The organism is Brevibacterium aurantiacum, assembly GCF_007558825.1.
In the GTDB taxonomy this organism is placed as follows: domain Bacteria; phylum Actinomycetota; class Actinomycetes; order Actinomycetales; family Brevibacteriaceae; genus Brevibacterium; species Brevibacterium aurantiacum_A.
Window position 1 is genome coordinate 434,054 of sequence record NZ_VLTK01000003.1, and the last position, 24,350, is coordinate 458,403.

22 protein-coding genes and 4 tRNA genes are annotated in these 24,350 nt (G+C 62.0%); 7 read left to right on the plus strand and 19 right to left on the minus strand.

From position 1 onward, the window contains the following. Positions 1-203: 203 nt before the first annotated feature. The 8 genes from FO013_RS06905 to FO013_RS06940 form a co-directional block, all read right to left on the minus strand. A complete protein-coding gene (locus tag FO013_RS06905) occupies positions 204-2,225 on the minus strand; it encodes an alpha/beta hydrolase family protein (protein ID WP_143921816.1) in 2,022 nt (673 codons plus the stop codon). Beyond that, positions 2,222-2,821 carry an HIT family protein gene (locus tag FO013_RS06910; RefSeq protein ID WP_143921817.1) on the minus strand — a complete coding sequence of 200 codons (600 nt, stop codon included), beginning with the start codon at positions 2,819-2,821 and terminating at the stop codon, positions 2,222-2,224. The genes FO013_RS06905 and FO013_RS06910 overlap by 4 nt, the downstream gene beginning before the upstream one ends. After that, entirely contained in the window at positions 2,818-4,824 is a 2,007-nt protein-coding gene (thrS, locus tag FO013_RS06915) for a threonine--tRNA ligase (RefSeq protein ID WP_143921818.1), read from the minus strand. The genes FO013_RS06910 and thrS overlap by 4 nt, the downstream gene beginning before the upstream one ends. A 185-nt stretch (positions 4,825-5,009) precedes the next feature. Beyond that, positions 5,010-6,359 carry a DUF4190 domain-containing protein gene (locus FO013_RS23155; protein ID WP_313900571.1) on the minus strand — a complete coding sequence of 450 codons (1,350 nt, stop codon included), beginning with the start codon at positions 6,357-6,359 and terminating at the stop codon, positions 5,010-5,012. Positions 6,360-6,543: 184 nt separating this feature from the next. Continuing rightward, positions 6,544-6,615 (minus strand) — tRNA-Val (locus FO013_RS06925). A gap of 36 nt (positions 6,616-6,651) precedes the next feature. Beyond that, positions 6,652-6,723, minus strand: a tRNA-Val gene (locus tag FO013_RS06930). A gap of 34 nt (positions 6,724-6,757) precedes the next feature. After that, positions 6,758-6,828: transfer RNA gene (locus FO013_RS06935), tRNA-Cys, on the minus strand. A gap of 26 nt (positions 6,829-6,854) precedes the next feature. Then, positions 6,855-6,927: transfer RNA gene (locus FO013_RS06940), tRNA-Gly, on the minus strand. 136 nt (positions 6,928-7,063) lie between these two features. Between FO013_RS06940 and FO013_RS06945 the strand changes: the two genes are divergently transcribed. Continuing rightward, positions 7,064-7,540, plus strand: a complete 477-nt coding sequence (locus FO013_RS06945) for a PGPGW domain-containing protein (RefSeq protein ID WP_260848032.1) — start codon at positions 7,064-7,066, stop codon at positions 7,538-7,540. A gap of 124 nt (positions 7,541-7,664) precedes the next feature. On the opposite strand, the gene zapE is transcribed toward FO013_RS06945, so the two are convergent. The 8 genes from zapE to hrcA all read right to left on the minus strand — a co-directional run bounded on the left by zapE (position 7,665) and on the right by hrcA (position 15,619). Then, the gene (gene zapE / locus FO013_RS06950; RefSeq protein ID WP_143921820.1) at positions 7,665-8,675 is read right to left on the minus strand and encodes a cell division protein ZapE; all 1,011 of its coding nucleotides are present in this window, start codon (positions 8,673-8,675) and stop codon (positions 7,665-7,667) included. Positions 8,676-8,772: 97 nt separating this feature from the next. After that, positions 8,773-9,708: a GTPase Era gene (era, locus tag FO013_RS06955; protein WP_143921821.1), complete on the minus strand. Its 936-nt coding sequence runs from the start codon at positions 9,706-9,708 to the stop codon at positions 8,773-8,775. 1 nt (position 9,709) lies between these two features. Continuing rightward, complete coding sequence (locus FO013_RS06960; protein WP_143921822.1) at positions 9,710-10,963, minus strand: hemolysin family protein; 1,254 nt, start codon at positions 10,961-10,963, stop codon at positions 9,710-9,712. A gap of 3 nt (positions 10,964-10,966) precedes the next feature. Next, on the minus strand, positions 10,967-11,455 hold the full coding sequence (gene ybeY, locus FO013_RS06965) for an rRNA maturation RNase YbeY (RefSeq protein ID WP_143921823.1): 489 nt from the start codon (positions 11,453-11,455) through the stop codon (positions 10,967-10,969). After that, positions 11,452-12,504: a PhoH family protein gene (locus FO013_RS06970; protein WP_143921824.1), complete on the minus strand. Its 1,053-nt coding sequence runs from the start codon at positions 12,502-12,504 to the stop codon at positions 11,452-11,454. Before FO013_RS06970 ends, ybeY begins: the two co-directional genes overlap by 4 nt. Positions 12,505-12,532: 28 nt before the next feature. Further along, positions 12,533-13,315, minus strand: coding sequence for a 16S rRNA (uracil(1498)-N(3))-methyltransferase (locus tag FO013_RS06975; protein WP_143921825.1), 783 nt, complete (start codon positions 13,313-13,315; stop codon positions 12,533-12,535). Next, positions 13,312-14,427 (minus strand): molecular chaperone DnaJ, encoded by a 1,116-nt coding sequence (gene dnaJ / locus FO013_RS06980; RefSeq protein ID WP_143921826.1) that lies wholly within the window; start codon positions 14,425-14,427, stop codon positions 13,312-13,314. Before dnaJ ends, FO013_RS06975 begins: the two co-directional genes overlap by 4 nt. A gap of 121 nt (positions 14,428-14,548) precedes the next feature. Then, positions 14,549-15,619 carry a heat-inducible transcriptional repressor HrcA gene (gene hrcA, locus FO013_RS06985; protein WP_143921827.1) on the minus strand — a complete coding sequence of 357 codons (1,071 nt, stop codon included), beginning with the start codon at positions 15,617-15,619 and terminating at the stop codon, positions 14,549-14,551. Between the two features lie 141 nt (positions 15,620-15,760). On the opposite strand from hrcA, the gene FO013_RS06990 reads away from it, so the two are divergent. Both FO013_RS06990 and FO013_RS06995 read left to right on the plus strand, forming a co-directional pair. Then, a complete protein-coding gene (locus FO013_RS06990; protein ID WP_143921828.1) occupies positions 15,761-16,624 on the plus strand; it encodes a DUF3097 family protein in 864 nt (287 codons plus the stop codon). A gap of 139 nt (positions 16,625-16,763) precedes the next feature. Beyond that, positions 16,764-17,576 (plus strand): DUF4870 domain-containing protein, encoded by an 813-nt coding sequence (locus tag FO013_RS06995; RefSeq protein WP_143921829.1) that lies wholly within the window; start codon positions 16,764-16,766, stop codon positions 17,574-17,576. Positions 17,577-17,684: 108 nt separating this feature from the next. Here the strand turns inward: FO013_RS06995 and hemW are convergent, their stop codons facing one another. Further along, positions 17,685-18,917, minus strand: coding sequence for a radical SAM family heme chaperone HemW (gene hemW, locus FO013_RS07000; RefSeq protein ID WP_143921830.1), 1,233 nt, complete (start codon positions 18,915-18,917; stop codon positions 17,685-17,687). Further along, the gene (gene lepA / locus FO013_RS07005; RefSeq protein WP_260848033.1) at positions 18,918-20,789 is read right to left on the minus strand and encodes a translation elongation factor 4; all 1,872 of its coding nucleotides are present in this window, start codon (positions 20,787-20,789) and stop codon (positions 18,918-18,920) included. Positions 20,790-20,976: 187 nt separating this feature from the next. Here lepA and FO013_RS07010 point away from each other — a divergent pair, with 187 nt between their 5' ends. The 4 genes from FO013_RS07010 (at position 20,977) to rpsT (ending at position 23,255) form a co-directional block, all read left to right on the plus strand. After that, the gene (locus tag FO013_RS07010) at positions 20,977-21,744 is read left to right on the plus strand and encodes an endonuclease/exonuclease/phosphatase family protein (RefSeq protein WP_143921831.1); all 768 of its coding nucleotides are present in this window, start codon (positions 20,977-20,979) and stop codon (positions 21,742-21,744) included. 11 nt (positions 21,745-21,755) lie between these two features. After that, positions 21,756-22,352, plus strand: a complete 597-nt coding sequence (locus tag FO013_RS07015) for a type II toxin-antitoxin system PemK/MazF family toxin (RefSeq protein ID WP_143921832.1) — start codon at positions 21,756-21,758, stop codon at positions 22,350-22,352. A 61-nt stretch (positions 22,353-22,413) separates the two neighbouring features. After that, positions 22,414-22,779, plus strand: a complete 366-nt coding sequence (locus tag FO013_RS07020) for a VOC family protein (RefSeq protein WP_143921833.1) — start codon at positions 22,414-22,416, stop codon at positions 22,777-22,779. Positions 22,780-22,994: 215 nt separating this feature from the next. Next, the gene (gene rpsT, locus FO013_RS07025; RefSeq protein WP_143921834.1) at positions 22,995-23,255 is read left to right on the plus strand and encodes a 30S ribosomal protein S20; all 261 of its coding nucleotides are present in this window, start codon (positions 22,995-22,997) and stop codon (positions 23,253-23,255) included. A 105-nt stretch (positions 23,256-23,360) separates the two neighbouring features. Here the strand turns inward: rpsT and holA are convergent, their stop codons facing one another. Then, positions 23,361-24,344 carry a DNA polymerase III subunit delta gene (gene holA / locus FO013_RS07030; RefSeq protein ID WP_143921835.1) on the minus strand — a complete coding sequence of 328 codons (984 nt, stop codon included), beginning with the start codon at positions 24,342-24,344 and terminating at the stop codon, positions 23,361-23,363. Positions 24,345-24,350: the final 6 nt, after the last annotated feature.

Below are 24,350 nucleotides of genomic sequence, written 5' to 3' on the forward strand. Positions count from 1 at the left end.
GGACGGATGCAGTCTGAGCAGAATAGTGAAGCGGCAAGCAACCGGCAAGACCGCAATCGTAACCGACAGAACGATATCGGGTAGTCCCCAGACGACCAAGCTGGTGACGTTCAATGTGAGAAATCACCGACTTGGGACGTGTTCTGGCCAGGTGCAAGAGGGGTAGGGGCATCGCCTCAGAGGCGGTTGAGTCGGTCATCGGCTCAGTGGATCGCCGAGGCGGTCTGGTCGTCGAGATTCGCATCGACGTCTCCGCCCAGATGCTGGTCCCACCAGTCGAGCATCGCTTCGAAACGCTGCCGACGGTGGCGGGGCTGGCCCGAGCGTGAGAGTTCGTGGTTCTCTCCGGGGAAGATGAGCATTTCGGTGTCCACACCGGCCCGCTGCAGCGCGGCATAATACTGCTGAGCCTGTTCGAGCGGACAGCGGAAGTCGAGTTCCGAATGCATCACCAGGCTGGGCGTGTGCACCTGCGAGGCGTGTGCCAAAGGCGACTGCCGTGCAATGGCCTCCCGATCACGGGTGGTGTACTCCTCGGTGAAGAACCGTCCGATGTCAGAGGTGCCCACGAAGCTGTCGGGGTCGAGGTAGCCGCGTTCGACGATGGCCGCCTGGAAGCGATGATCTGCAGCAGTGATCATCGCGGTGAGATAGCCGCCGTAGGATCCGCCCTGGACGCCGAGACGGGTGGAGTCGAGCTCGGCATCATTGGCCAGCGCGTGGTCGAGGACCGCGAGAACGTCGGCCATCGCTGGGGCCGCCATGTCCCCCTGCACTGCGGTACCCCACGCACGGGTGCGTCCGCCGGAGCCGCGCGGGTTCGCGTAGACCACGGCGTACCCGGCGGAGGTGAGCACCTGGGTTTCATCGAACCACCCGTGGGTGTACTGCGCGAACGGCCCACCGTGGATGTTGAGAATGACGGGGAACGGTCCTGGGCCGCTGGGCTTCGCCAGCCACCCCGTGATGGCCCCGCCCTCACCGTCGACTCGAAGAAGCTGCGGGAGGACGGAATTCGCGGGCGCAGGATGTGCTCTGAGGACCTCGCCGTCGCCAGCGGATGTCCGGCCGGATCCGGAGAGTCGCACACGGTCGAGAACAGCAGGGTTCGTGGGCGTCTCCCCTGTCCAGACGAGATTGTCTCCGTCCACGTCGAAGCCGTTGACCACTGCCGTGTCATCCGTGAGGAAGTTCAGTTCGTCCAGTGTCCGCGTCTCGGCAGCGAGTTCGATCGCGATGATCCTTGAGGCTCCATCCGTGTCCACGACAGCGATGACAGAAGCCTTCGCCGCACCTGAGCCGTCTCCAGCTGTATCGATGACCTGGGGCCGGATCGACGCGACCGAGACGGTCTCCGGGTCGGTCAGGCGTCGTGTCGAGCCAGTGGTCAGATCGTGGACGAAGAGTCCGGGCATCTGCCCAACGAAGTCGAGTTCGTCTCGGGTCAACTCGTTGCCGACGAGCAGCACAGTCTCATCGTCGACCCAACTGTGCAGGTTCACACTCATCCGCGGCAGCGTCAGCGGCTCCGGGTGGTCTCCGCCAAGCAGCCACACCGTCGTTCGCAGGTCGGACTCGCCATGGTCGGGCACCACCGAGGAAACCACGCTGACTCGGGTGCCGCTCGGTGAGAACTGCGGGTCGTGGACATCTGATTCCGGGGACTCCAGGAGTGTGGACATCGGCACCTCGGCTCCGCCTGCGATGCCGGACTTCCCCAGGCCCGGTTCGACGAGATCGACCAGGAAGGCCTGCGCCGGACGGTCGTTCGTGTAGCCCAGTCCGTTGCTCAGGTAGGCCGCCGAGGTGATTCGCCGTGGCGCTTCCTCAGCGGCGGGGATGTCGTCGTCCTCACCGTAGCGTCCCGGCTGCGCCACCCGCGCGACGTAGAGTGCCCGTGCGCCCTCATCGTCGAGCGCGAACTCGGAGACGCCGAGGTGGTTGTCCGTGATCCGATGAGCCGTCTCCAGGCTGGAGCCGGCGAACAGCTGAGCTGATTCCTTCTTGGCCGCACTCAGATATCCTGACCAATTGCTGCGGATTTCGGGGGCGAAGTCTCGCCAGTTGTGGGTTAGCCGTCTCGAGGTCTCCCCCGACAGCGCGAAAAGCTGCGAGAGATAGCTGTTCGACTCAAGATCGGGGCGGGTGATCGTGATGACGGCTTCGCTGCCGCGCAGCAGTGGGGATGAGTACTCGGCGAGAGAGTCGAGATCTTCGGGGTTCATCTGTTCCATTCCTTTGACAGCGCAGCCTGCACGTCGGCGTGCACCTGCGGCAGAGCTTTGGTCTGTGCCACGACGGGCAGGAAGTTCGAGTCCCCGCCCCATCTGGGCACAATGTGCTGATGGAGGTGCGCAGCGATACCGGCACCTGCCACGGGTCCTTGGTTCATTCCCAAGTTGAAGCCGTCAGGGGACGATACGGCGCGAATCACGGTCATCGCCTTCTGCGAGAAGTGGGAGAGTTCCGCCGTCTCCGACTCGGACAGCTCCGTGTAGTCCGCGACGTGACGATAGGGGCAGATGAGGAGGTGGCCCGGGTTATACGGGTACAGATTGAGCACTGCGTACACTTCCTCGCCGCGGGCCACGATCAGGCCCTGTTCGTCGGACCTCGTCGGCGCCGTACAGAACGGGCACTCGGAAACTCCGGAGTGCTTGGGTTTGTCCTGCCCTCCGATGTAGACCATCCGATGCGGTGTCCACAGCCGCTGGAAACCATCGGACTCCCCCGGAAAACCCGCAGCCGCCTCGGGTTCGGGCATGCCTTCACAAGGATCGGGCCTGCCCTCGCCGAGGCGGTTGTGTGGGTCCTCTGTCATACCTGGGCCTTGGTTTCGATGGATTCGACGATTCGGGTGACCGCCTCGGCGACGGATACGCCGTTGTCCTGCTCACCGTTGCGGAAACGGAACGACACAGCATTCGCGTCGCGATCCTCCCCACCGGCGATGAGCACGAAGGGCACCTTCGACTTCGAGGCGTTGCGAATCTTCTTCGGGAACCGATCGTCGCTGTCATCGATCTCGACGCGAACGCCGGCAGCCCGCAGCTGTGAGGCCACCTCGGCGAGGTAGTCGTTGAACTCCTCGGCCACGGGGATGCAGGTGACCTGTACCGGTGCCAGCCAGACGGGGAACGCGCCCGCATAGTGTTCGATGAGCACACCCATGAACCGCTCGATGGACCCGAACTTCGCCGAGTGGATCATCACCGGCTGCTTACGAGTACCGTCGGCGGCCTGGTATTCCAGGCCGAAGCGCTCCGGCTGATTGAAGTCGAGCTGCACGGTCGACATCTGCCAGGTCCGGCCGATGGCATCGCGGGCCTGGACGGAGACCTTGGGACCGTAGAACGCGGCTCCGCCGGGATCGGGGACCAGTTCGAGCCCGGTCTCCCGTGCAACCTCTTCGAGGACCTGAGTGGCTTCTGCCCACTGTTCATCGGAGCCGATGAATTTGTCCTTCTTCTTCCCGTCTTCGTCGCGTGTGGAGAGTTCGAGGTAGAAGTCGTCGAGTCCGAAATCACGCAGCAGGCTGAGGACGAATTCGAGCAGGTGACGGATCTCCTTCGCGGCGTCTTCCTGCGCCACATAGGAGTGCGAATCGTCCTGGGTCAGTGCGCGCACACGGGTGAGACCATGGACGACCCCAGAGGCCTCGTCACGGTACACGGTGCCGAATTCGAAGAGACGAAGGGGAAGTTCGCGATAGGAGCGTCCGCGCGAGCGGAAGATCAGGTTGTGCATCGGGCAGTTCATCGCCTTGAGACGATAGGGGGTGCCCTCCTTGACGATTTCCCCGGATTCGTCGCGGACCTCGTCGACGGAGATCGGCGGGAACATGTTCTCGCCGTAGTACGGCAGATGCCCGGAGGTGTAGTACAGGGTCTCCTTGGAGATGTGCGGGGTGCCGACGTACTCGAAGCCCTCTTCGATGTGGCGGGCGCGGACGTAATCCTCCATCTCGCGCTTGATGACTCCGCCCTTCGGGTGGAAGACGGGCAGACCGGAGCCGAGCTCCTCGGGGAACGAGAACAGATCGAGTTCGGCACCGAGCTTGCGGTGGTCACGGCGTTCTGCCTCGGCGAGGCGATCCTGGTGGGCTTTGAGATCCTCCTTCGAGGCCCAGGCGGTGCCGTAGACGCGCTGCAGGCTCGCATTGGCCTGGTCTCCGCGCCAATAGGCCGCCGAGGAGCGGGTGACTGCGAACCCGTTGCCGATCAGTTTGGTCGTGGGCAGGTGCGGTCCGCGGCAGAGGTCCTGCCACACGATTTCGCCCTTGCGGTCAAGGTTCTCGTAGACGGTGAGTTCACCGGCGCCGACCTCGACGGAGGCCGAGTCGTCGGAGCCCGCGCCCTTGTCAGAGATGAGTTCGAGTTTGTAGGGCTCATCGGCCATACGCGCCTTCGCCTCATCTTCGGTGACGACGACTCGATTGAAGGTCTGGCCGGATTTCACGATCTGGGCGGCCTTCTTCTGAATCGCCTTGAGATCTTCAGGGGTGAAGGGCTCAGCGACATCGAAATCGAAGTAGTAGCCGTCTGTGATGTAGGGCCCGATGCCGAGCTTCGCGTCTGGGAACAGGTCCTGAACGGCCTGGGCGGTGACGTGTGCGGCCGAGTGGCGCAGGATGTCGAGACCCGCGGGGGAATCGATGGCGATCGGAGCGACCTTGTCACCAGCGGAAAGTTCGCGGCTGAGGTCGACAGGCTGCCCGTCGAGCCACATTGCAACGACCGTGCGGTCCGTGGAGAAGATCTCCGTGCCGGTCAGTCCCTGTTTCCAAGGAATGGTCTCTCCCGCGCAGTCAATGCTGTCTGCCACTGATCTTCTCCGTTCGTCTGTTCTAGGGTGTCTCGCCACTCGAGTCTAATACCAAATCGGCGGTGCGAAACCAGTTGGGTGGCAGTCGTGAGACCGCCACCCAACTGGTGAATCATATACAGTTTTCGATGTCAGCGCGGTTCGCGCCTACGTCAGTCGGGATCGGAGGGTCGTCCCGAGCCGTATCACGCGGCCTTGCTGAATTCGAAGTCCTTGCCCTTGCCCAGATCTTCGCTCATGGAGAGCTTCAGGTGCACCTTGTCGACCTCGGCGGACGGAACTGCGAATGCGAGTTCGACGGTCTCTTCTCCTCCAGCCGGGATCGGGTCAGAGAAAGGGAAGCCGCCCTTGTATTTGGAGGCGTCGAACACATCCTCATATTCCTTGCCCGCACCATTGTCGGCGGTGAACTGTGCAAGCGAAAGATCGACGTCGGAACTTCCACTGTTCTTGGCAGTCACAGTGACGATCGCGATCTCGCCATTGCTGCTTTCGGCGCCTGCAGCATATTCGGACGCGGTACCTGATTTCACGGCGACCGCCGCCGTCACATCGGTGCCGACCTCGACACCGCCGCCCTCGACCGGAGGAGCCGCCGCTTCACTGCCGTCAGACGAGCCTGCACCCTGACTGGGGTCCTGCGCAGGGTCGGAGGGACCCTGAACCGGAGCTGCGGATGAGGACTGCTCGTCGGCGGCTTCGCCGATCGCCGTGATGAACATGCCGCCGAAGATCAAGGTGACGATGACCGAGATGATCGAGAACAGGATGGCGATGAAGCTGAGGATCATGCCGGTGATGGTCATGCCCTTGTTATTGGCCAACCCCTTCTTGATCGCGGAGAGACCGACGAAGGCGAAGATCGCGCCGGCAACGCCGAAGATGAATCCGATTCCGAAGAAGATGGACAGGACGATGCCGGCGATGCCGCCGATCAACGCGAGGATTCCCCAGATGTTCTTCGACTTGTTGTTCCCCGAGCCTGCAGAATACGAACCGTAGCTCGCATTTGGGTTGGCTGGGATGAACTGGTCCGAAGAACCCTCAGCACCGGCGTAAGCGGGCTGCTGGCCGTACTGGTTCGCGTCATAGCCCTGCGCGTTGGGGTCGTAGCCCTGACCATAGCCGCCCTGATTCTGGCTGTAGGGGTCCTGGCTGTAGGGGTCCTGGCTGTAACCCTGCGCGTTGGCATCGTAGCCCTGAGCGTTGGGATCATAACCCTGGCCGTAGCCGCCCTGGTTCTGGTCGTATCCTGGAGCACCCGTGTCGTTTGGCTGCGAGCCGTACTGGGGCTGCGAACCGTACTGCGGTGGCTGCGAACCGTACTGCGGCTGCTGATTCGGATCGTTCTGCGAGCCGTACTGTGGTGCCTGCTGCCCGTTGTTCTGCGAACCGTACTGCGGTGGCTGCTGCCCGTTGTTCTGATCACCCGAAAAACCAGGAGCACTGGGCGGCTGGTTGTCGGGGCCCTGACCGTTGGGGTTCTGATTTCCAGAACCGTTGTTCGGTTCGTACGGGTTCTGAGGAGTAGACATGAGTGCTCCGAAGTCTTCGTCGATGGTTACCGTCACTAGCGTACTAGTGAATGTGTCGCTTTCCCCATGGCATCCACGTGGCAGTCCTGACACACGACCGACACATCGAAGCCGAGCTCTTCGCGCTGGAGGCGCGGATGGTGAATGCACGAAGCCCCGAGTGAGTCACTCGGGGCTTCTCCTGTGCGCGATACTGGGATCGAACCAGTGACCTCTTCCGTGTCAGGGAAGCGCGCTACCGCTGCGCCAATCGCGCCTTATTCATTTGTTGCACCGGAACACAAGGTCCCTGTGCGCGATACTGGGATCGAACCAGTGACCTCTTCCGTGTGAAGGAAGCGCGCTACCGCTGCGCCAATCGCGCCGACTCACCAACAGCGAACCGTTGGACGAATCCGAGGTGGCGACGGGATTCGAACCCGTGTATACGGCTTTGCAGGCCGCTGCCTCGCCTCTCGGCCACGCCACCATCAAGGCAGTGCCATGACGCCTTCGAGCGGATGACGGGATTCGAACCCGCGACCCTCACCTTGGCAAGGTGATGCTCTACCAGCTGAGCCACATCCGCATTTCTCGCTGCCCGGTTTCCCTGGCAACGAGATATAACTCTATACGCAGGTGGCGGTCCATGCAAAATCAGATCCGAGTGATCGTGGTCACACACACAAATCGGGCTTTCAGACTCATCGACTTATATTGGAAGAGTGAACGACGATCCCCAGGACAAGCGCCCCACAGGGTGGCTGTCACGCCATCACAAGCAAGGCGTGCGCCCCTGGCGCAAGACGCGTCTGAGCTTCCTGCGCTGGCGCAGAACCGTCATGGCCAACCCGCACACGGCACGGCTCTATCGGACCATCGTCGGTGGAGTGGGCACGCTCATCGTGCTCATCGGCCTGGTGCTCGTGCCGTTTCCGGGCCCGGGGTGGCTCATCGTCATCATCGGACTGTTCGTCATCTCCAGCGAGTTCCGTTGGGCGCAGCGGATTCTGCACTTCGTCCGCCTCAACGTGGAGAAATGGACGCACTGGGTCATGGCGCGGCCGGTCTGGGTGCGCTGGACGCTCGCTGCGGTTACAGCGGCACTAGTTGCCGTTGTCGTCTGGGCCGCCTTCAGGATCATCGGACTCCCCGACTGGGTGCCCGAAATCGAGGTCCTCAAATACCTCGAGCTGCAGTAGCGCCGACGAACCTGCCCAGAGAGCCAATTGCTGCCTGGGGAGCCACAATTGCTGCCAAGGGAGCCAGCTGCCGCCTGGAGCGCCTGTTAATGCGAGGAGCGCCTGTTAATGCGAGGAGGGCAGATCACTGCGAGGAGAGCGCTGTCAGGCGCGAAAGGCAGCGCATGTACTTCTTCCGGTACCCTCCAGCCAATGACTCTTCGGTGAAGACCTTGTTCAACGCCTGTCCCGAGTTGATGATCTTGACGTTGCGGTCATAGAGCCTGTCGACGAGGGCAACGAAGCGCAGCGCGACACCCTCGTTGTCGATCGTCGTTACGTCTTCCCACACGGCCGCGTCCAACCCATCGACCATGCGACCGTACCGAGAGGGATGCACGGTGGAGAGATGGCGCAGAAGTGTCGGAAAGTCGTCGCGGGCGACTGTGCCGGTCAACTCAGACGTCGCGGCATCGAGGTTCTCGGCAGGAACCGGTTCAGCCGGCTCGCTCAGCCCACGGTGGCGGTAGTCCTTGCCCTCGATGCGGTAGATGTCGAACTGGTCGGCCAGCGCCTGGATCTCTCGGATGAAGTCCTGTGCGGCGAAGCGGCCCTCCCCCAACGATCCGGGCAGAGTGTTCGAGGTGGCGATGATCTTCACGCCGGCGTCGGTGAGTTCGCGCATGAGGCGTGACATGAGCACCGTGTCGCCGGGATCGTCGAGTTCGAACTCGTCGACGCAGACGAGCTTCATCTGTGAGAGATCGTCACGGGCACGGATGAATCCGAGCGCGCCGACGAGGTTCGTGTATTCGACGAAGGTGCCGAAGGTCGCAGGCTTCTCATTCGCGTGCCAAGCCGAGGCCAACAGGTGTGTCTTGCCCACGCCGTAGCCGCCGTCGAGGTAGACGCCCTTTGGTCCGTCCTTGCCCTTCGAGAACAGCTTGCCCAGGAAGCCCTTGGATGTCGACGACGCTGCGAACTCCTCAAGTTTGTTGCGTGCCTGGGCCTGCGAGGGCTCCGAGTCATCGGTGCGGTAGCTGGCGAAGGACACGTCGTGGAACTGCGGTGGCGGGACGAGGCCCGCAATCAGTTCTTCGGGTGCAACGTGGGGGGAACGGTCGCTCAGTGCGACCAGAGTCTGCTCGGCATTCACTCGGCCTAGTCTATTGCAGGCCACGCGTGGTCGATCAACTGCCTCTGACGTGAGAGTGCTCTCAGCTGGCGGGAGAGCACTCCCAGCTGAAGTCGTCTCAGCTGAAGTCGAAGCCCAGACGCCCCAGCTGCTTCGGGTCTCTCTGCCAGTCCTTGGCGATCTTCACATGCAGGTCGAGGTAGACCTTGGTCCCGAGCAGTGCTTCGATGCCGCGCCTCGATTCGCTTCCGATCTCTTTGAGTCGGCTGCCGCCCTTGCCGATGATGATCGCCTTCTGGCTGGAACGTTCGACGTAGAGGTTGACGTGGACGTTCCACAGCGGGTTGTCCTCGCTGCGTCCCTCACGCGGGTACATCTCCTCGACCTGAGCGGCCAGGGAGTGTGGAAGCTCGTCGCGGACGCCTTCGAGCGCAGCCTCACGGACGAGCTCGGCGATCATCATCTCCTCCGGCTCATCCGTCAGCTCCCCCTCGGGGTAGAGCGGCGGAGAGACCGGCAGGTGACCGGTCAGAACGGAGTCGACCGTGTCGATCTGGAATCCCTCGACGGCAGAAACCGGAACTACATCGGCGAAGTCGGCGAGGCCACCCACAGCCAGCAGAGCCTCGGCGACCTTCTCCTGGGGAACCTTGTCCGTCTTCGTCACCAGGGCCACGATCGGGGTGCGGCCGTCGAGGAGCTCGAGCTGGGACGCAATGTACTTGTCGCCGGGCCCGATAGGTTCATCAGCGGGCAGGCAGAAGCCGATGACGTCGACCTCGCTCAGCGTCGAGGCCACAAGATCGTTGAGGCGGCTGCCCAGCAGGGTCCGAGGCTTGTGGAGTCCCGGGGTGTCGACGAGGATCAGCTGGTGATCGTCTTTGTGGACGATGCCGCGGATCGTGTGCCGAGTGGTCTGGGGCTTCGCCGAGGTGATCGCCACCTTCTCCCCCACCAGCGCGTTCGTCAGCGTTGACTTACCGGTGTTCGGTCGGCCCACGAAGCAGGCGAAGCCGGCCCGGTAGTTCTCGGGGTAGTCTGTACGAAATTCCATTTCAGTTCTCTTCCTTCGTGACCCTGACGTGGGTGATGCGGTGGCGGCGGCCCTGACCCTCCATCGCTTCGATGTAAAGACCTTCGATCGATGCGTTCGAGCCGTCGATGGGAACGCGGCCGATGAGCTTCGTGAGCAGACCGCCGACGCTGTTGACGTCGTCCTCGTCGATCTTCACATCGAAATAGTCGGCGAAGTCGGAGATCGACATGCGGGTGCTGATGACGAATGAGCCGTCGTCGACCTCGACGAGTTCATCATCACTGGTGTCGTACTCGTCTTCGATCTCGCCGACGATCTCCTCGACGATGTCCTCGATGGTGACGAGTCCGGCGGTGCCGCCGTATTCATCCACGAGGATCGCCAGATGCGTCGAATCGAGCTGCATCTGCTCCAGCAGGTCATCAGCAGGTTTGGTCTCGGGGACGAACAGAACTCCCCGTGCCAGGATATCGACCGATCGTTCTGCGTCCTCCGGGTGGAGGTGGAGCCGTCTGGCGACGTCCTTGAGGTAGGCAACGCCGCGAATGTCGTCAAGATCCTCTCCGCTGACGGGGATCCGTGAGAATCCCGAGCGGAGGAAGAGATTCATGACCTTGGTCAGCGGTGTGCCGGAGTTGACCGTCACGAGGTCGGTGCGCGGAACCATGACCTCATTCGCCGAGGTGTCCGAGAGGTTGAAGACGGATTGGATCATCTCCCGTTCGCCGTCTTCGATGATGTCGGACTCACTGGCCCGCTCCACGAGGTCGCGCAGCTGGTCGGAGGTGACGAAGGGGCCGTCCTTGTACACGCGGTCAGGCGTCAGCAGGTTGCCGAGGAGGACGAGGATGTTCGTCAGAGGTTTGAGTACGACAAGTGCTGCGCCCACGACCCAGCTGAGGTTGAGGCAGACGGCCAGAGAACGGCGTCGACCGATTGTCCGTGGGGACACGCCGGCGACGACGAAGACAGCGATCGAGGCGGTGAGCACTGTGAGCACGACCATGAGCGGTCCCACGGAGTAGATCGAGTTATAGGCCAGAGCAATGAAGACCGTGGCCAGTGCCTCCATGAAGTTTCGGACGAAGATGATGACGTTGATGTTTGTGGGCAGATCGATGAGGATCTTCTCTGCCCGAAACGCAGACTTCTTGCCTTCGTCCTTCGCATCCTGGATCGCCTGATGCGACACGCTGAGCAGAGCGGCATCGACAGCAGACAGAGTCGCCGAAACGACGAGACACAGTGCGGCACCGAGGAACAGCCAGAGCACGGCTCAGACCTCAGTGGGAGAAGGGATGTCGGTGCGACCGTCGTAGCGGGCAGCGAAGAAGGTGAGCAGCAGATGCCGCTGCAGGGCGAACATCTCCTCCTTCTCCTCAGGCTCGCCGTGGTCGTATCCGAGCAGGTGCAGGAATCCGTGGACGGTCAGCAGGAGCACCTCATCCATGGTCGAATGCCCCGAGGACGAGGCCTGAGCGGCGGCCACCTCGGGGCAGATGATGATGTCACCCATCTGGCCCTCGGTGGGAGCCCCAGCCCGTCCCTGTGTGAGCTGGTCCATCGGGAACGACATCACATCGGTTGGACCGTCGAGGTCCATCCAGGTGATGTGGAGTTCCTCCATCGCCTTCGCATCGACCATCGTGACTGCGAGCTCGGCGCCGGCGTGCATGTGCAGAGCCTGGCCCAGGTATTCGGTCAGAGCCACGACCTCGTCGAGGTCGATTGCTTCGTCTGTCTCGTTTGAGATCTCGGTATTCACTCGGTGCTTCCCCACAGGTCATAGGCATCGACGATCTTCGTCACCAGCTGATGGCGGACGACATCCTTGCTGCCAAGGTGGCAGAATTCCATGTCGTCGATTCCGGTCAGAATGTCCTGGACGAGGTTGAGACCGCTGCGGGTCTTGCCCGGCAGGTCAATCTGAGAGACGTCACCGGTGACGACCATCCGCGCGCCGAAGCCCAGCCGGGTGAGGAACATCTTCATCTGCTCACCGGTCGTATTCTGCGCTTCATCGAGGATGATGAACGCATCGTTGAGGGTGCGGCCGCGCATGTATGCCAACGGTGCGACCTCGATGGTCCCCGTTTCGATGAGCAGCGGAATCGACTCGGGATCAACCATGTCGTGCAGGGCGTCGTAGAGGGGCCGCACATAGGGGTCGATCTTCTCGTTCAGCGTTCCCGGCAGGTAGCCCAGGCTCTCCCCCGCCTCAACCGCTGGGCGGGTGAGAATGATGCGTGAGACTTCTTTGTGTTGCAGGGCGTTGATGGCCATGGCCATTGCCAGGTACGTCTTGCCCGTACCTGCTGGACCGATGCCGAAGGTGATCGTGTGGTTGCGGATCGCCTTGACGTAGTCGTGCTGGCCCATCGTCTTGGGACGGATGGACTTTCCGCGGGTGGACAGGATGTTCGTTCCCATCACCGCCGAGGCGGCTTTGCCCTCCGAGGAGAACGACGCCACCCGATCGATCGTCTCCTCGTTGATGCGGTGGCCGGAGCCATGCAGCTTCTTGAGCTCCCCGATGACTGAGACGAAGGCTGCCACGCGCGGCGGCTCACCGCTGGCCTGGACCTGGTTGGCGCGCACGTGCAGGTCGAGGTCGGGGAATACTCGCTCGAGCTTCCGCAGGTTCGATTCCCCCGGCCCGAAGAACTCGACCAGATCGATGGAGTCGGGAATCACGAGACGCACTGTGTCCGATGCAGCTTCTTCGGCAGGTGTGTTGTCCACAGAGTTCGTGGGCTGAGTGGAGGTGTCCAGAATGATCCTTAGTGACTGTTCGTACTTGTGGGAGTACTGCAATTGTGTGCTTCCATCGTAGTCGCCTTCGTCACCAACGGCCCAATGAATTCTGAGCCATGACGAGTCCGGCGGCTCCGGCCGACGATGACCGCAGGACCGTGGGTCCCAGGAGAACGGCTTTCGCACCGATGGCTGCGAGGGCATCGAGCTCAGCGTCGCTGATCCCGCCTTCGGGACCAACGACTAGGACGATGCGTCCAGAGTCCGCGGCCGAGGAATCTTCGATGACCGACGCATTCGCTGGTCCAGAGTCCCTCAGAGCCTGCGACAGTTTCTGCTCGGCGGCTTCATGGAGGACGTAGACGGTGTCTGTGGCGGTCAGAGTCGATGCCAGGCCGGTGCCGCGGACCAGGTCGTGGCGCAGAGGGAAGCGGGATCGTCTGGCCTGCAGGGATGCCGCCCGCAGAACGTTGTCCCACTTGGCTGCGAGCTTGTCGCGCTTCTTCGCGGGCCAATCGGCGATCGAGCGTTCGGCGGCCCACGGGACCACCTCGTCGACTCCGATCTCTGTGGCGGCTTCGATCGCCTGCAGATCGCGGTCGCCCTTGGCCAGAGCCTGCACGAGGACCAACCGTGGCTGGTCCTCGTCGGTGTGAGTCACCGAGGCGACGTGCAGTCCGAGTTCGTTCGCCGAGGCGGTCGATACCGTTCCGCGTACGCGGGTGCCGGATCCGTCGACGATTTCGAGCTCGTCCCCGGGCCCGAGTCTGCGGACTCGGACCGCGTGTCCGGCCACGTCCTCACCGAAGGTGAGCACCTGACCGGCGGCCGCCTCGGCGACCTGGGTCGAGAAGAAGACGGGAAGACTCACCGACCGGCGAACTTCTCACGCATGCGGGAGAACATGCCGCGGTTCTGGGTGGTGATCTGAGCGCGCGGGGTCTCTTCCTCACGCAGAGTCGCCAGCTGTGACAGCAGTTCCTTCTGCTCATCGTCAAGCTTGTCCGGCGTCAACACGTCGACCGTGACGAGCAGGTCGCCTCGGGTCTCCGAACGCAGTCGGGTGGCACCGAGTCCTGGAAGCTTGATGACGGTGCCTGACTGGATGCCGGCTTCGATCGAGAGCTCCTGCGAGCCGTCGAAGGTGTCGAAGGGGATCGAAGCGCCCAGAGCGGCTGCGGTCATCGGCACGGAGACGGAGGCGCGCAGGTTGTCACCGTCGCGCTGGAAGACTTCGTGGCGGGAGACCATGACCTCGACGAAGAGGTCACCAGCAGGACCTCCCCCGGGTCCCACTTCGCCCTGCGACGAAAGCTGGATGCGGGTTCCGTCGGAGACTCCGGCGGGGATGCGGATCTTCATGGTCCGCTGCTTGCGGACCCGACCGTCACCCTGGCAGTTGAGGCAGGGGTTGGGAATGACGGTGCCGAAGCCGTGGCAGGAGTTGCACGTCTGGTTCGTCACCATCTGGCCCAGGAGCGTCCGGGTCATGCGCTGAACGCTGCCGGCACCGTGGCACAGGGAGCATGTCTCAACGGATGTGCCCTGCTGGGTTCCGGCACCTGAGCAGGTGTCGCAGACGACGGCAGTGGTGACATCGAGGTCGATGTTGCCGCCGAACGCGGCGGTCTCGAGATCGATGTCGACTCCGACAAGCGCGTCCTTGCCGCGCTGTGTGCGCGGCATCGGACCGCCGGCCGAGCCGGCTCCCCCACCGAAGAAGGTCTCGAAGATGTCGCCGAAGCCGCCGAAGCCGCCACCGGCTGGGAAGCCCTGTCCGTTCTCGCCGCCGCCCATGTCATAGTTCCGGCGCTTCTCCGAATCGGAGAGGACATCGTAGGCGAGGGAAATGGCTTTGAACTCGTCCTCGTGTCCCGGGTTCACATCGGGGTGATACTTCCGGGCCAGCTTTCGGTACGACGATTTGATTTCAGCCGCCGAAGCGTCCTTGGACACTCCGAGTGTTTCATAGTGATCGGCCACAGAAACTTCTCTCTCCCTGGTGGTGTGCGTTGTTCGCGTTATCGTGCCTGTTCGCAGTGTGGTGCTTGGTCACGCTGTGCTGCTTGTTCGCGCTGTGCTGTGTGCTCTGGTGTCGGTGCATCTAGCCCTGGTCGAGGACAGAGGAGACGTATTTCGCCACGGCCCGGACAGCTGTGATCGTCGTAGGATAGTCCATCCGGGTCGGCCCGAGCACTGCCAATCGCGCGGTGGACCCCGCGTCATGACCATATTCGGCGGCCACGAGGGATGTCGAGCTGAACGACTCGTGAGTATTCTCACGACCGATCCGAACGCTGATCTCCTCTTGGTCCTCAGCCATCGACGTCAGCAGCTTGAGCAGTACGACCTGCTCTTCGAAAGCTTCGAGGATCGGTGCCATCTTCTCACCGAACTCCCTGCCGGATCGAGCCAGGTTTGCTGTGCCTGCCATGATGATGCGCTCTTCACGCGTGGCAATGACGAGATCAATGACGGCGGAGCGGACCTGTACCAGTGCCGCGGCTACGTCGGTTCCGACAGCGCCGGCTCCCACGACAGGTTCTGACTGGGTGCCGTCATCGTTCTGGGCCGAAGCACGAGGTGTGGCCGTGCTCACGACTCTCGACAGCTTCTGACCGGAGAATTCGGAGTTGACCTCATCGCGGATTCCGCGCAGCGACTCATCGTCAACGACGCCCGGCGTGATCACGATCTTCTGCTCAACCTGCCCTGCATCGGTGATGAGGACGACGAGGATGCGGTTGGGGCCAAGACTCACTACCTCGATGTGTTTGATCGTGGCACGCGAGACTGTCGGATACTGGATCAGCGCCACTTGGTGGGTCAGGCCCGAGAGGACCCTCACCGTGCGGTCGAGCATGTCGTCGAGGTCCCCGTTGCCATCGATGAGCTGGAAGATCGCGCGCCGCTCAGCGTGTGTGAGCGGTTTGAAGTCGTCGATGCGATCAACGAACATCCGATAGCCGAGATCAGTCGGGATTCGACCAGCGGAGGTGTGAGGCTGCGCGATGTAGCCCTCCTGCTCCAGGTGGGCCATGTCATTGCGAATCGTGGCCGGAGAGACACCGAGCGTGTGCCGCTGAACGATGGCCTTCGACCCGACGGGTTCATTGGTGGCGACGAAGTCTTCGACGATCGCCCGCAGAACCTGTGCTCGCCTGCTGTCGTTCATTCGTCCCCTTCCTTCGTTCGGCACCGCATTTGGCACTCATCTGCTTTGAGTGCCAATTCTACGCTTCTTACATTCCGAATTCACTTTCGGGCCTGCCCCAGCGGGTCTGCACCTATCGCGTCAAGTCCTTGATTAGGGTGGTTGACCGTGAATACCTTTGATCGCTACGGGCCCGATGTGCTGGCAGGTACCTCGCCTTCCTCGCACCGGCCCAAGAAGTCCACGCCTGTTGAGCTGGGTCTCGGAATGGTTCTCGAAGACGCGATGAGCGGATATGTCGGCGCCGTCGTCGGCGCTGAGAAGACCACCGCCGGGATCGTCGTCAATCTTGAGGACCGGGCAGGCAAGGTCCGCGCGTTCCCCCTGGGTCCTGGCTTCCTGCTTGAGGGCAAACCCGTCGACATCAAGCTGCCGACCAAGAAGAAGTCGACTCCCGGTCGCACGGCTTCGGGCTCACGTGCGGTCGGCAATGCTCGTGCCCGGGTGGCTCGCGGTTCCCGCATCTGGGTCGAAGGCAAACACGATGCCGAGCTCGTCGAGAAGATCTGGGGCGACGATCTGCGCATCGAGGGAGTCGTCGTCGAACCGCTGGGTGGACTCGACGATGTCGCCGACAAGCTCGCCGCGTTCGGTCCTGACAAGGATCACCGCGTCGGAGTCCTCGCCGATCACCTCGTGTCCGGCACCAAAGAATCCAAGATCGCCGAGGCGGTGCATGCTGATCCCCGCTACCGCGACGTCGTCCACATCATCGGTCATCCCTATGTCGACATCTGGCAGGCTGTAAAGCCTCATGTCGTCGGCATCAGGGAATGGCCGGTGGTCCCCCGTGGTGAGGATTGGAAGACGGGAATCCTGAGACGTATCGATTGGCCGCACGCCGACCACCGGGATGTGGCACGGGGCTGGGTGCGCATCCTGGGCAAGGTCAGCACCATAGCCGATGTCGAACCCACACTCTCGGGTCGAGTCGAAGAGCTCATCGACTTCGTCACCGTCGGCTGAGACTTCGGTCGGCTGTGGCCGCGGTCGAATGTGGCCGCGGTCGAATGTGATCGAACTGGTACAGGATTCGGGCTTTCCCCAATTCGGCGCCAGGGCATTTCCGATAGTGTGAGTGTCCAGAAGCCCTGAAAGGACCCGCATGTCTTACAACCCCCAGCAGCCGAACAACGGCCCTGACCAGTCGCGTCCAATGCCGCCGAACTATTCTCAGGCCTCTGGACCCCAGCAGCCCTACAGCCAGCCGAACCCCGCTCAGCAGAACTACGGTTCCCAGCAGAACCAGCCAGCTGAGCCGGACTTTGGTGCACAGCAGCCAGGGTACGGATCACAGCAACCGAGCTACGGTTCGCAGCAGCCGGGTTATGGCTCGCAGCAGCAACAGCCCGGCTACGGATCACAGCAGGCCTACAGCAGTCAGCAGCAGTACGGGCAACAGCAGCAGTATGGCCAGGGTCAGCAGCAGTATGCTCAGCAATCCTATGGTCAGCAGGCACACAGCTACGGACCGGGTCAACCAGTCGGAAATCCGGCGCTGTTCGACTCACGAATGATTCCGGAGAATGCCTACGGTCCCGGCTCCGAGATGTTCTGGCAGGCCAGCGAGGCCGAGAGAACCACGGTCCTATGGACTCACATCGGGTCGATCTTCGTCGGTTTCCTGCCACTGATCATGTTCCTCGTGAAGAAGGACGAATCGCCTTATGTGCGCGAACACTCGCGGCAAGGCCTCAATGCAATGATCACGAACTGCATCGCCACGTTCGCAGCCGTCATGGTGTTCATGGTCATCGCCTTCGTCCTCGCTCTCGTCACCTTCGGTCTCGGCTTCTTCGTCTATTTCCTGGCATTCCTCGTCCCGCTCGTCTACACGGTGCTCTACATCATCGCCGCTGTGGCCGGGAGCAAGGGAGAAGGGTACAAGTTCCCACTTACCTTCGAATTCGTGAAGTGATCAGATCCGCCACATGATCTGAGAGTCATCTCAGCACAGAGAAGCCGCCGCCATCGCAATCGATGACAGCGGCTTCTCTGCGTTCGGTTCAGTTCACATGGTGGTGGTTCAGTCCACGTAGTCCGTGAGGATACGAACCATGTAGTCAGCCATCAGCCGGCCCTGCAACGTAGGTTCGAAGCGGCCTTCATCCACGGCGTCTCCATCGAGAAGTCCCTGCTGGACGAATCCCCTGATCGCCCTGTCACTGCCTGTGCCCAGTGAGTCCAGAGGCAGTTCCGAATCGATGCGAGCCGCGAGCATGATCCGCTCGATCTCCTGGGTCGATGCTTCCAACACCTCACGACCGATGGCAGGCGACTCGCCTGCGAGCAGCCGGTCGGACCAGGCACGAGGATGTTTGGCGTTCCAGAACCGCACTCCACCGATGTGCGAATGGGCTCCGGGTCCGAAGCCCCACCAATCGGCATTGCGCCAGTAGGCCATGTTGTGGTCGCAGCGGGTCTCCGCTGACGTCGACCAGTTGCTGACCTCGTACCAGTGCAGACCGGCCGCCTCCATGGCGGCATCGGCGATCTCGTATTTGTCGGCCAGGTCGTCTTCGTCGGGCATCGGCAGATCACCTCGGCGAACCATGGCGCCCATCTTCGTACCGGGTTCGACGATGAGCGAATAGGCGGAGATGTGATCGACGTCGTTGCTCAGCGCCACCTGAAGTGACCTGCGCCAATCGTCGATGGACTCGCCCGGTGTGCCGTAGATGAGATCGAGGCTCAGCTCCAGACCGGCTTCTTTGATCCATTTCGCCACATCCGGGATCTTCTCCGGGTCGTGTGTGCGGTCCAAGGTCGCGAGCACATGGGGCACAGCCGACTGCATGCCCAAGGAGATCCTCGTGAACCCAGCCGCTGCCAGGGTCGCAATGTAGCTCGGGTCCAATGTGTCGGGGTTCGCTTCGGTCGTGACCTCGACATCCGGTGCCAACCGGAAGCGGTCGCGGATGTCATCCATCACACCGGCCAGCACCTCGGCGGCCAACATCGTCGGGGTACCTCCGCCGAAGAAGATCGTCGTCACCGCACGGTCGGCGCCCCCCGCCTCGGCGAGGACACGAGTCGACAGATCAAGTTCGCGGGCAAGATTGCTGCGGTAGTCCTCGCGGGAGGCGCCGGGTCCCAGATCCTCTGCGGTGTAGGTGTTGAAGTCGCAGTAGCCGCAGCGGACCCGACAGTAGGGGACGTGAACGTACAGGCTCAGCCCGCGAGAGGCCGCGCCGACCCCGGCCGAGGCCGGCAGCGAACCGTCAAGCGGTGGAGTCTCACCAGTCGGTTGTGCGGGCACTTACTTCTTGGATTCCTTCTTGGGCTCCGGATCATCCGAGGACAGAGCGGCGATGAAGGCCTCCTGAGGGACCTCGACATTGCCGACGACCTTCATCCGCTTCTTGCCTTCCTTCTGCTTCTCCAGCAGCTTGCGCTTTCGGCTGATGTCTCCGCCGTAGCACTTGCTCAGCACATCCTTGCGGATGGCGCGGATGGTCTCACGAGCGATGATGCGCGAACCGATGGCAGCCTGGATCGGCACCTCGAACTGCTGGCGCGGGATCAGCTTGCGCAGCTTGCCAGCCATGAGCACACCGTAGGAGTAGGAGTTGTCGCGGTGGACGATCGCAGAGAAGGCGTCGACGTGATCTCCGTGAAGCAGGATGTCGACCTTGACCAGGTCCGCTGCGTCTTCGCCGTCATCGGAGTAATCGAGGGTCGCGTAGCCCTTGGTCTTCGACTTCAGCTGGTCGAAGAAGTCGAAGACGATCTCGGCCAGGGGCAGTCGGTAACGGATCTCGACCCGGTCCGAGGACAGGTAGTCCATTCCCTGAAGACTGCCGCGACGCGTCTGGCACAGTTCCATCACCGCGCCGATGTAATCGCTCGGGGTGAGGATGGTGGCCCGGACCATGGGTTCGCGGACCTCTTTGATCTTGCCGGTCGGATACTCGCTCGGGTTCGTGACCTCCATCTCCGATCCGTCTTCCATCGTGACGTCGTAGATCACGCTGGGTGCGGTGGAGATGAGGTCGAGGTCGTATTCGCGTTCGAGGCGATCACGCAGGACTTCGAGGTGGAGAAGTCCGAGGAATCCGCAGCGGAAGCCGAAGCCCAGCGCCGTCGAGGTCTCTGGCTCGTAAGCCAGCGAGGCATCGTTGAGTTTGAGCTTGTCAAGGGCATCGCGCAGGATCGGGTAGTCCGATCCATCGATTGGGAACAGCCCGGAATACACCATTGGCTTAGGTTCCTTGTAACCCTCAAGCGCCTGCGTGGCTGGTGCAGAATTCAGTGTGACCGTGTCGCCGACCTTGGACAGGCGCACGTCTTTGACACCGGTGATGAGATATCCGACCTCGCCGACGCCCAGGCCCTTCGTGGCCTTCGGCTCCGGTGAGGAGACGCCGATCTCGAGGAGCTCGTGGGTGCTGCCCGTCGACATCATCGTCAGCTTCTCACGCGGATGCAGCGAACCGTCGATGAGGCGCACATAGGTCACGACCCCCCGGTACGTATCGTAGACGGAATCGAAGATCATGGCTCGAGCCGGCGCATCGGCGTCGCCGACAGGAGCAGGAATGTCCGAGATGATGCGATCGAGGACTGCGTCGACACCTTCACCGGTCTTGCCCGACACCAGCAGACAGTCCTCGGGTTCGCAGCCGATGAGGTTGGCCAGCTCTTCCGCGTACTTCTCGGGCTGTGCGGCGGGGAGGTCGATCTTGTTGAGGACGGGAATGATCGCGAGATCGTTCTCCATGGCCATGTAGAGGTTGGCCAGAGTCTGGGCTTCGATGCCCTGTGCTGCGTCGACGAGAAGGAGCGCACCTTCACAGGCAGCCAGGGATCTGGAAACCTCATAGCTGAAGTCGACGTGCCCCGGAGTGTCGATCATGTTGAGAGCGAAGGGAGTGCCCTCGTTCTCCCAGGCCATGCGCACGGCCTGGGACTTGATCGTGATTCCGCGTTCGCGTTCGATGTCCATCCGGTCGAGGTACTGAGCTCGCATATCGCGCGGCTGAACCGCCCCGGTGACCTGGAGCATCCTGTCGGCCAGGGTCGACTTTCCATGGTCGATGTGAGCAATGATGCAGAAATTGCGGATCAACTCGGGTGATGTAGCGGACGGCGAAATCCGTTCGAGTGCTTGCGGCTTCACCTGAGGTGACATGAACGCCCTTCCTTCGACAGACTTCCTTCGACAGACCAGAACTTCCATTGTTCCATGGGTTGCGCACCAGACTGGAATCCTCCGCACCCCGGTGCATGCGAGCCCAGCTTCTTATCTCCGACTCGAACTCACTGAGAATCCCGGTGCCGATCCTGCACATTCGACGGCGATCGGCGAAGATTGAGCCATGAGCGATTTCTCGATCATGAGCTTCAACCTCAGATATCCGGCGATGGACGGCCATCCCGTGGCCAAGCGCCTGCCCATCGCCGCCGAGCTCATCACCCAGGCTCACCCTCATATTATCGGCACGCAGGAGGGTGAGCTCGATCAGCTCGAGACACTCATCAGCCTGCTTCCCGGTGAGTACATCTGGTTGGGTGAGGGACATTCGGGCGGCAATTCGGGTGAGTTCACCGCGGTCATCTACGACTCATCGCGATTCGACGTCGACACCGTCGACATCAGCTGGCTGTCCGAACATCCGGAGACGGTCGCCTCCGAATCCTGGGGTGTCTCCCACGCCCGGACGCTGACAGTGGTCGATTTTCGGGATCGTCTCGCCGGGCAGTCGCTACGCCTGCTCAACACTCACCTCGATCACAAGTCCGAAGAGGCTCGTCTGGAATCAGGGAAGATCATGGCCGGCCATCTCGCCGCGGCCACCGGTCCGTGCGTGGTCACAGGAGATTTCAACGTCGCCACGGGCTCCCCCGTCTACAACTATTTCTGCACTGAGCTGGGACTCACCGACACCGGGGCAATCGTCCCGGGTGAGAACATCGGCACCTTCCACCGCTACAAGGGCCCGAAGGACGGGGATGGCCGGATCGACTGGATCCTGACCTCATCGGACCTGCGGACCGTGTCGACCCGGATCAACACCTTCTCTGCTGACGGCGAATACCCCTCCGACCACTTTCCGGTCGAGGCGGTCCTGAGCTACGTCGATTAGGCTTAGTGACCATGAGTTGGAAATCACTGGTCAATCGCGTCGTCAAGATCGGCGTCAACGAAGGCTTCAAATTCCTCAAGGAATCACAGGCGAAGAAGAAAGCGGGCCCGCAGGGGTCGGGCCCGCGCCCGAATGGTCCTGGAAGAAGTGGAACTGGTGGGGCAGATGCACGGTCATCCGACCCCGCCTCGGCGGGTCAGAGCGACTACCCGGGTGATTACCGCGGCCCGGTCAATGTCACCTATTCACCCGATCTCGACGGTGATGCCGATCCGGGAGAGGTCGTCTGGGGATGGGTCCCCTACGAAGAAGACCATTCCCAGGGCAAGGATCGCCCTTCCCTGGTCGTGGGCAAGGACGGTCGCTGGGTGCTCGCGCTCATGCTCACCAGCCAGGACCACATTTCCGGTGGAGTCGGAGAGGTTCGCGAAGACCGCCATGCCCGGTGGATGAACATCGGCAGCGGCGATTGGGACTCGCACGGCAGGCCCTCCGAGATTCGTCTCGACCGTGTGATCCGACTCGATCCGCAGTCCATCCGTCGAGAAGGATCGATCATGCCGCGCGAGATCTTCGAGCAGATCGGCAGGAACGTCGCCGCCGGTTGAGCCTGCTCGTCCATCAGCACAAAGCATTGACAGGATCGTCTCCCCCACTGAGAATTCGATCATGGACAGTCACAGGATAGGCACCATCGTTTCCGCGGACCTGACAGTCCCGGAGGCTGGCCCACTCCGTGATTTCTACACAGATGTGATCGGATGGACTGTCGAAGAGTGGGACATGGAAGGCTACTCCGACTACTTCCTCAAGACTGCAGACGGTGCTGACTATGTCGGCGGTATATGCCACCGGCGCGGCGCGAATGCATCGCTTCCGCCTGTCTGGCTCGTATACATCAACGTCGCCGATGTCGCAGTCAGCGCGCAACGATGCACCGCTCTGGGCGGCAAGGTTCTTGTTCACAATGATCAGTTCGCGGTGATCGAGGACCCGGCTGGCAGTATCCTCGCCATCACACACGTAGACAGCTGATGCTCGCTCGCGTGATTCACGCGGATTGAATTTCTGCCTGACGGAATCAGCCTGTATCGTTGAGAAAGTATCTTCATCAAAGGCGTGTGTCTCGCTGAGGTCGGGTGAAGATGCCATCAGGCTCGATATCATCGATGTGTTTCCCCGCGGAGATGAGTATGTCGGTCAGGTGTGCCCTCACGACCATGTTCCACTAACACGAAAGAGTGTTGAAATTGGCTAATATCAAGTCACAGATCAAGCGGATTGAAACCAACGAGAAGGCTCGCCAGCGCAACAAGGCTGTGCGGTCCGAGGTTCGGTCACATATCCGCGTCGTCCGCGAGAACATTGCTGCCGGCAACAAGGACGAAGCACAGCAGGCTTATGCTGTTGCCGCCCGTAAGCTCGACAAGGCCGTTTCGAAGGGTGTTCTGCACAAGAACAACGCTGCGAACCGCAAGTCGCGCATGGCCACGCAGATCAACGCTCTCTGAGTCGATCACTGAGGCTATAGCTTCGAGGGGCCCGATCCGTTTGGATCGGGCCCCTCAACTATTCACCATTCAGAGTCTGTACTCCGCTCAGAGACTCTTCACCGCTCAGCGCTGACGAGCCAACCGGCAGACTTCGGAGACGAACCATTCGACCGCATAGACCGGGTCACGGCCTCCGCCTTTGACGGCCTCATCAGCTTCGGCTGCCGCGATCAATGACTGCCCCAAGGCGACTTCGTTCCACCGGCGCACCTCGCGCCGGGCACGATCGACCTGCCAGGGAGCCATCTTCAGCTCCGAGGCGAGCTCGCCGCTCGATCCCGAGAATCCCTGGACCTTGGCCATCGATCGCAGCTTCATCGCGACCGCGGCAACCAGGGGCACCGGGTCGGACCCGGTCGACAGTGCGTGGCGCAGGAGGCTCAGCGCGCTCTTCGCATCACCTCCGACTGCGGCGTCGGCGACTTTGAAGCCGGTGGCCTCCACTCGTCCGCCGTAGTACTGGTCGACGATCTGCGCGGTGATGGTTCCGTCGGTGTCCTCGATGAGCTGGTCGACTCCGGCATTGAGTTCGGACAGGTCGGCCCCGAGTGCAGACATGAGCGCGGCCATCCCTGATTCGTCGATCTGCCTCTTCGCAGCCTTGAATCGTCCTTGGGCGAATTTGGCGCGGTCGCTCTCGTTCTTCAGCGGCGCAGCATCGACCCGGGGGAATCCGTTCGACTCGATCTTCTTGACCAATTTGGCGCCGCGGTTGCCGCCTCCGTGAAGAAGCAGGACGACGGCATCGTCATTGGGCTCATCGAGGTAGGCGAGCGCATCTGCCAAGAACGCCTCCGAACACTTCTCGACGCTGTCGACGACGATGAGTTTGGAGGAGGAGAACAATGAGGGCGAGGCGGCCATGAGCAGCTCTCCACCCTGGTATCCGGCGGCGTCGAACTCGATCTCCTCCGGGTCGGACTTCCGCGCGGCAGTGACGATCCGATCCTTGGCCATGCGGATGAGCACAGGCTCGTTTCCGGAGATCATCACTACGGGCGCGGGCTTCGCGGAACTCCACGGGATCAGGGTCTTCTTCACTGCCATGCGCCC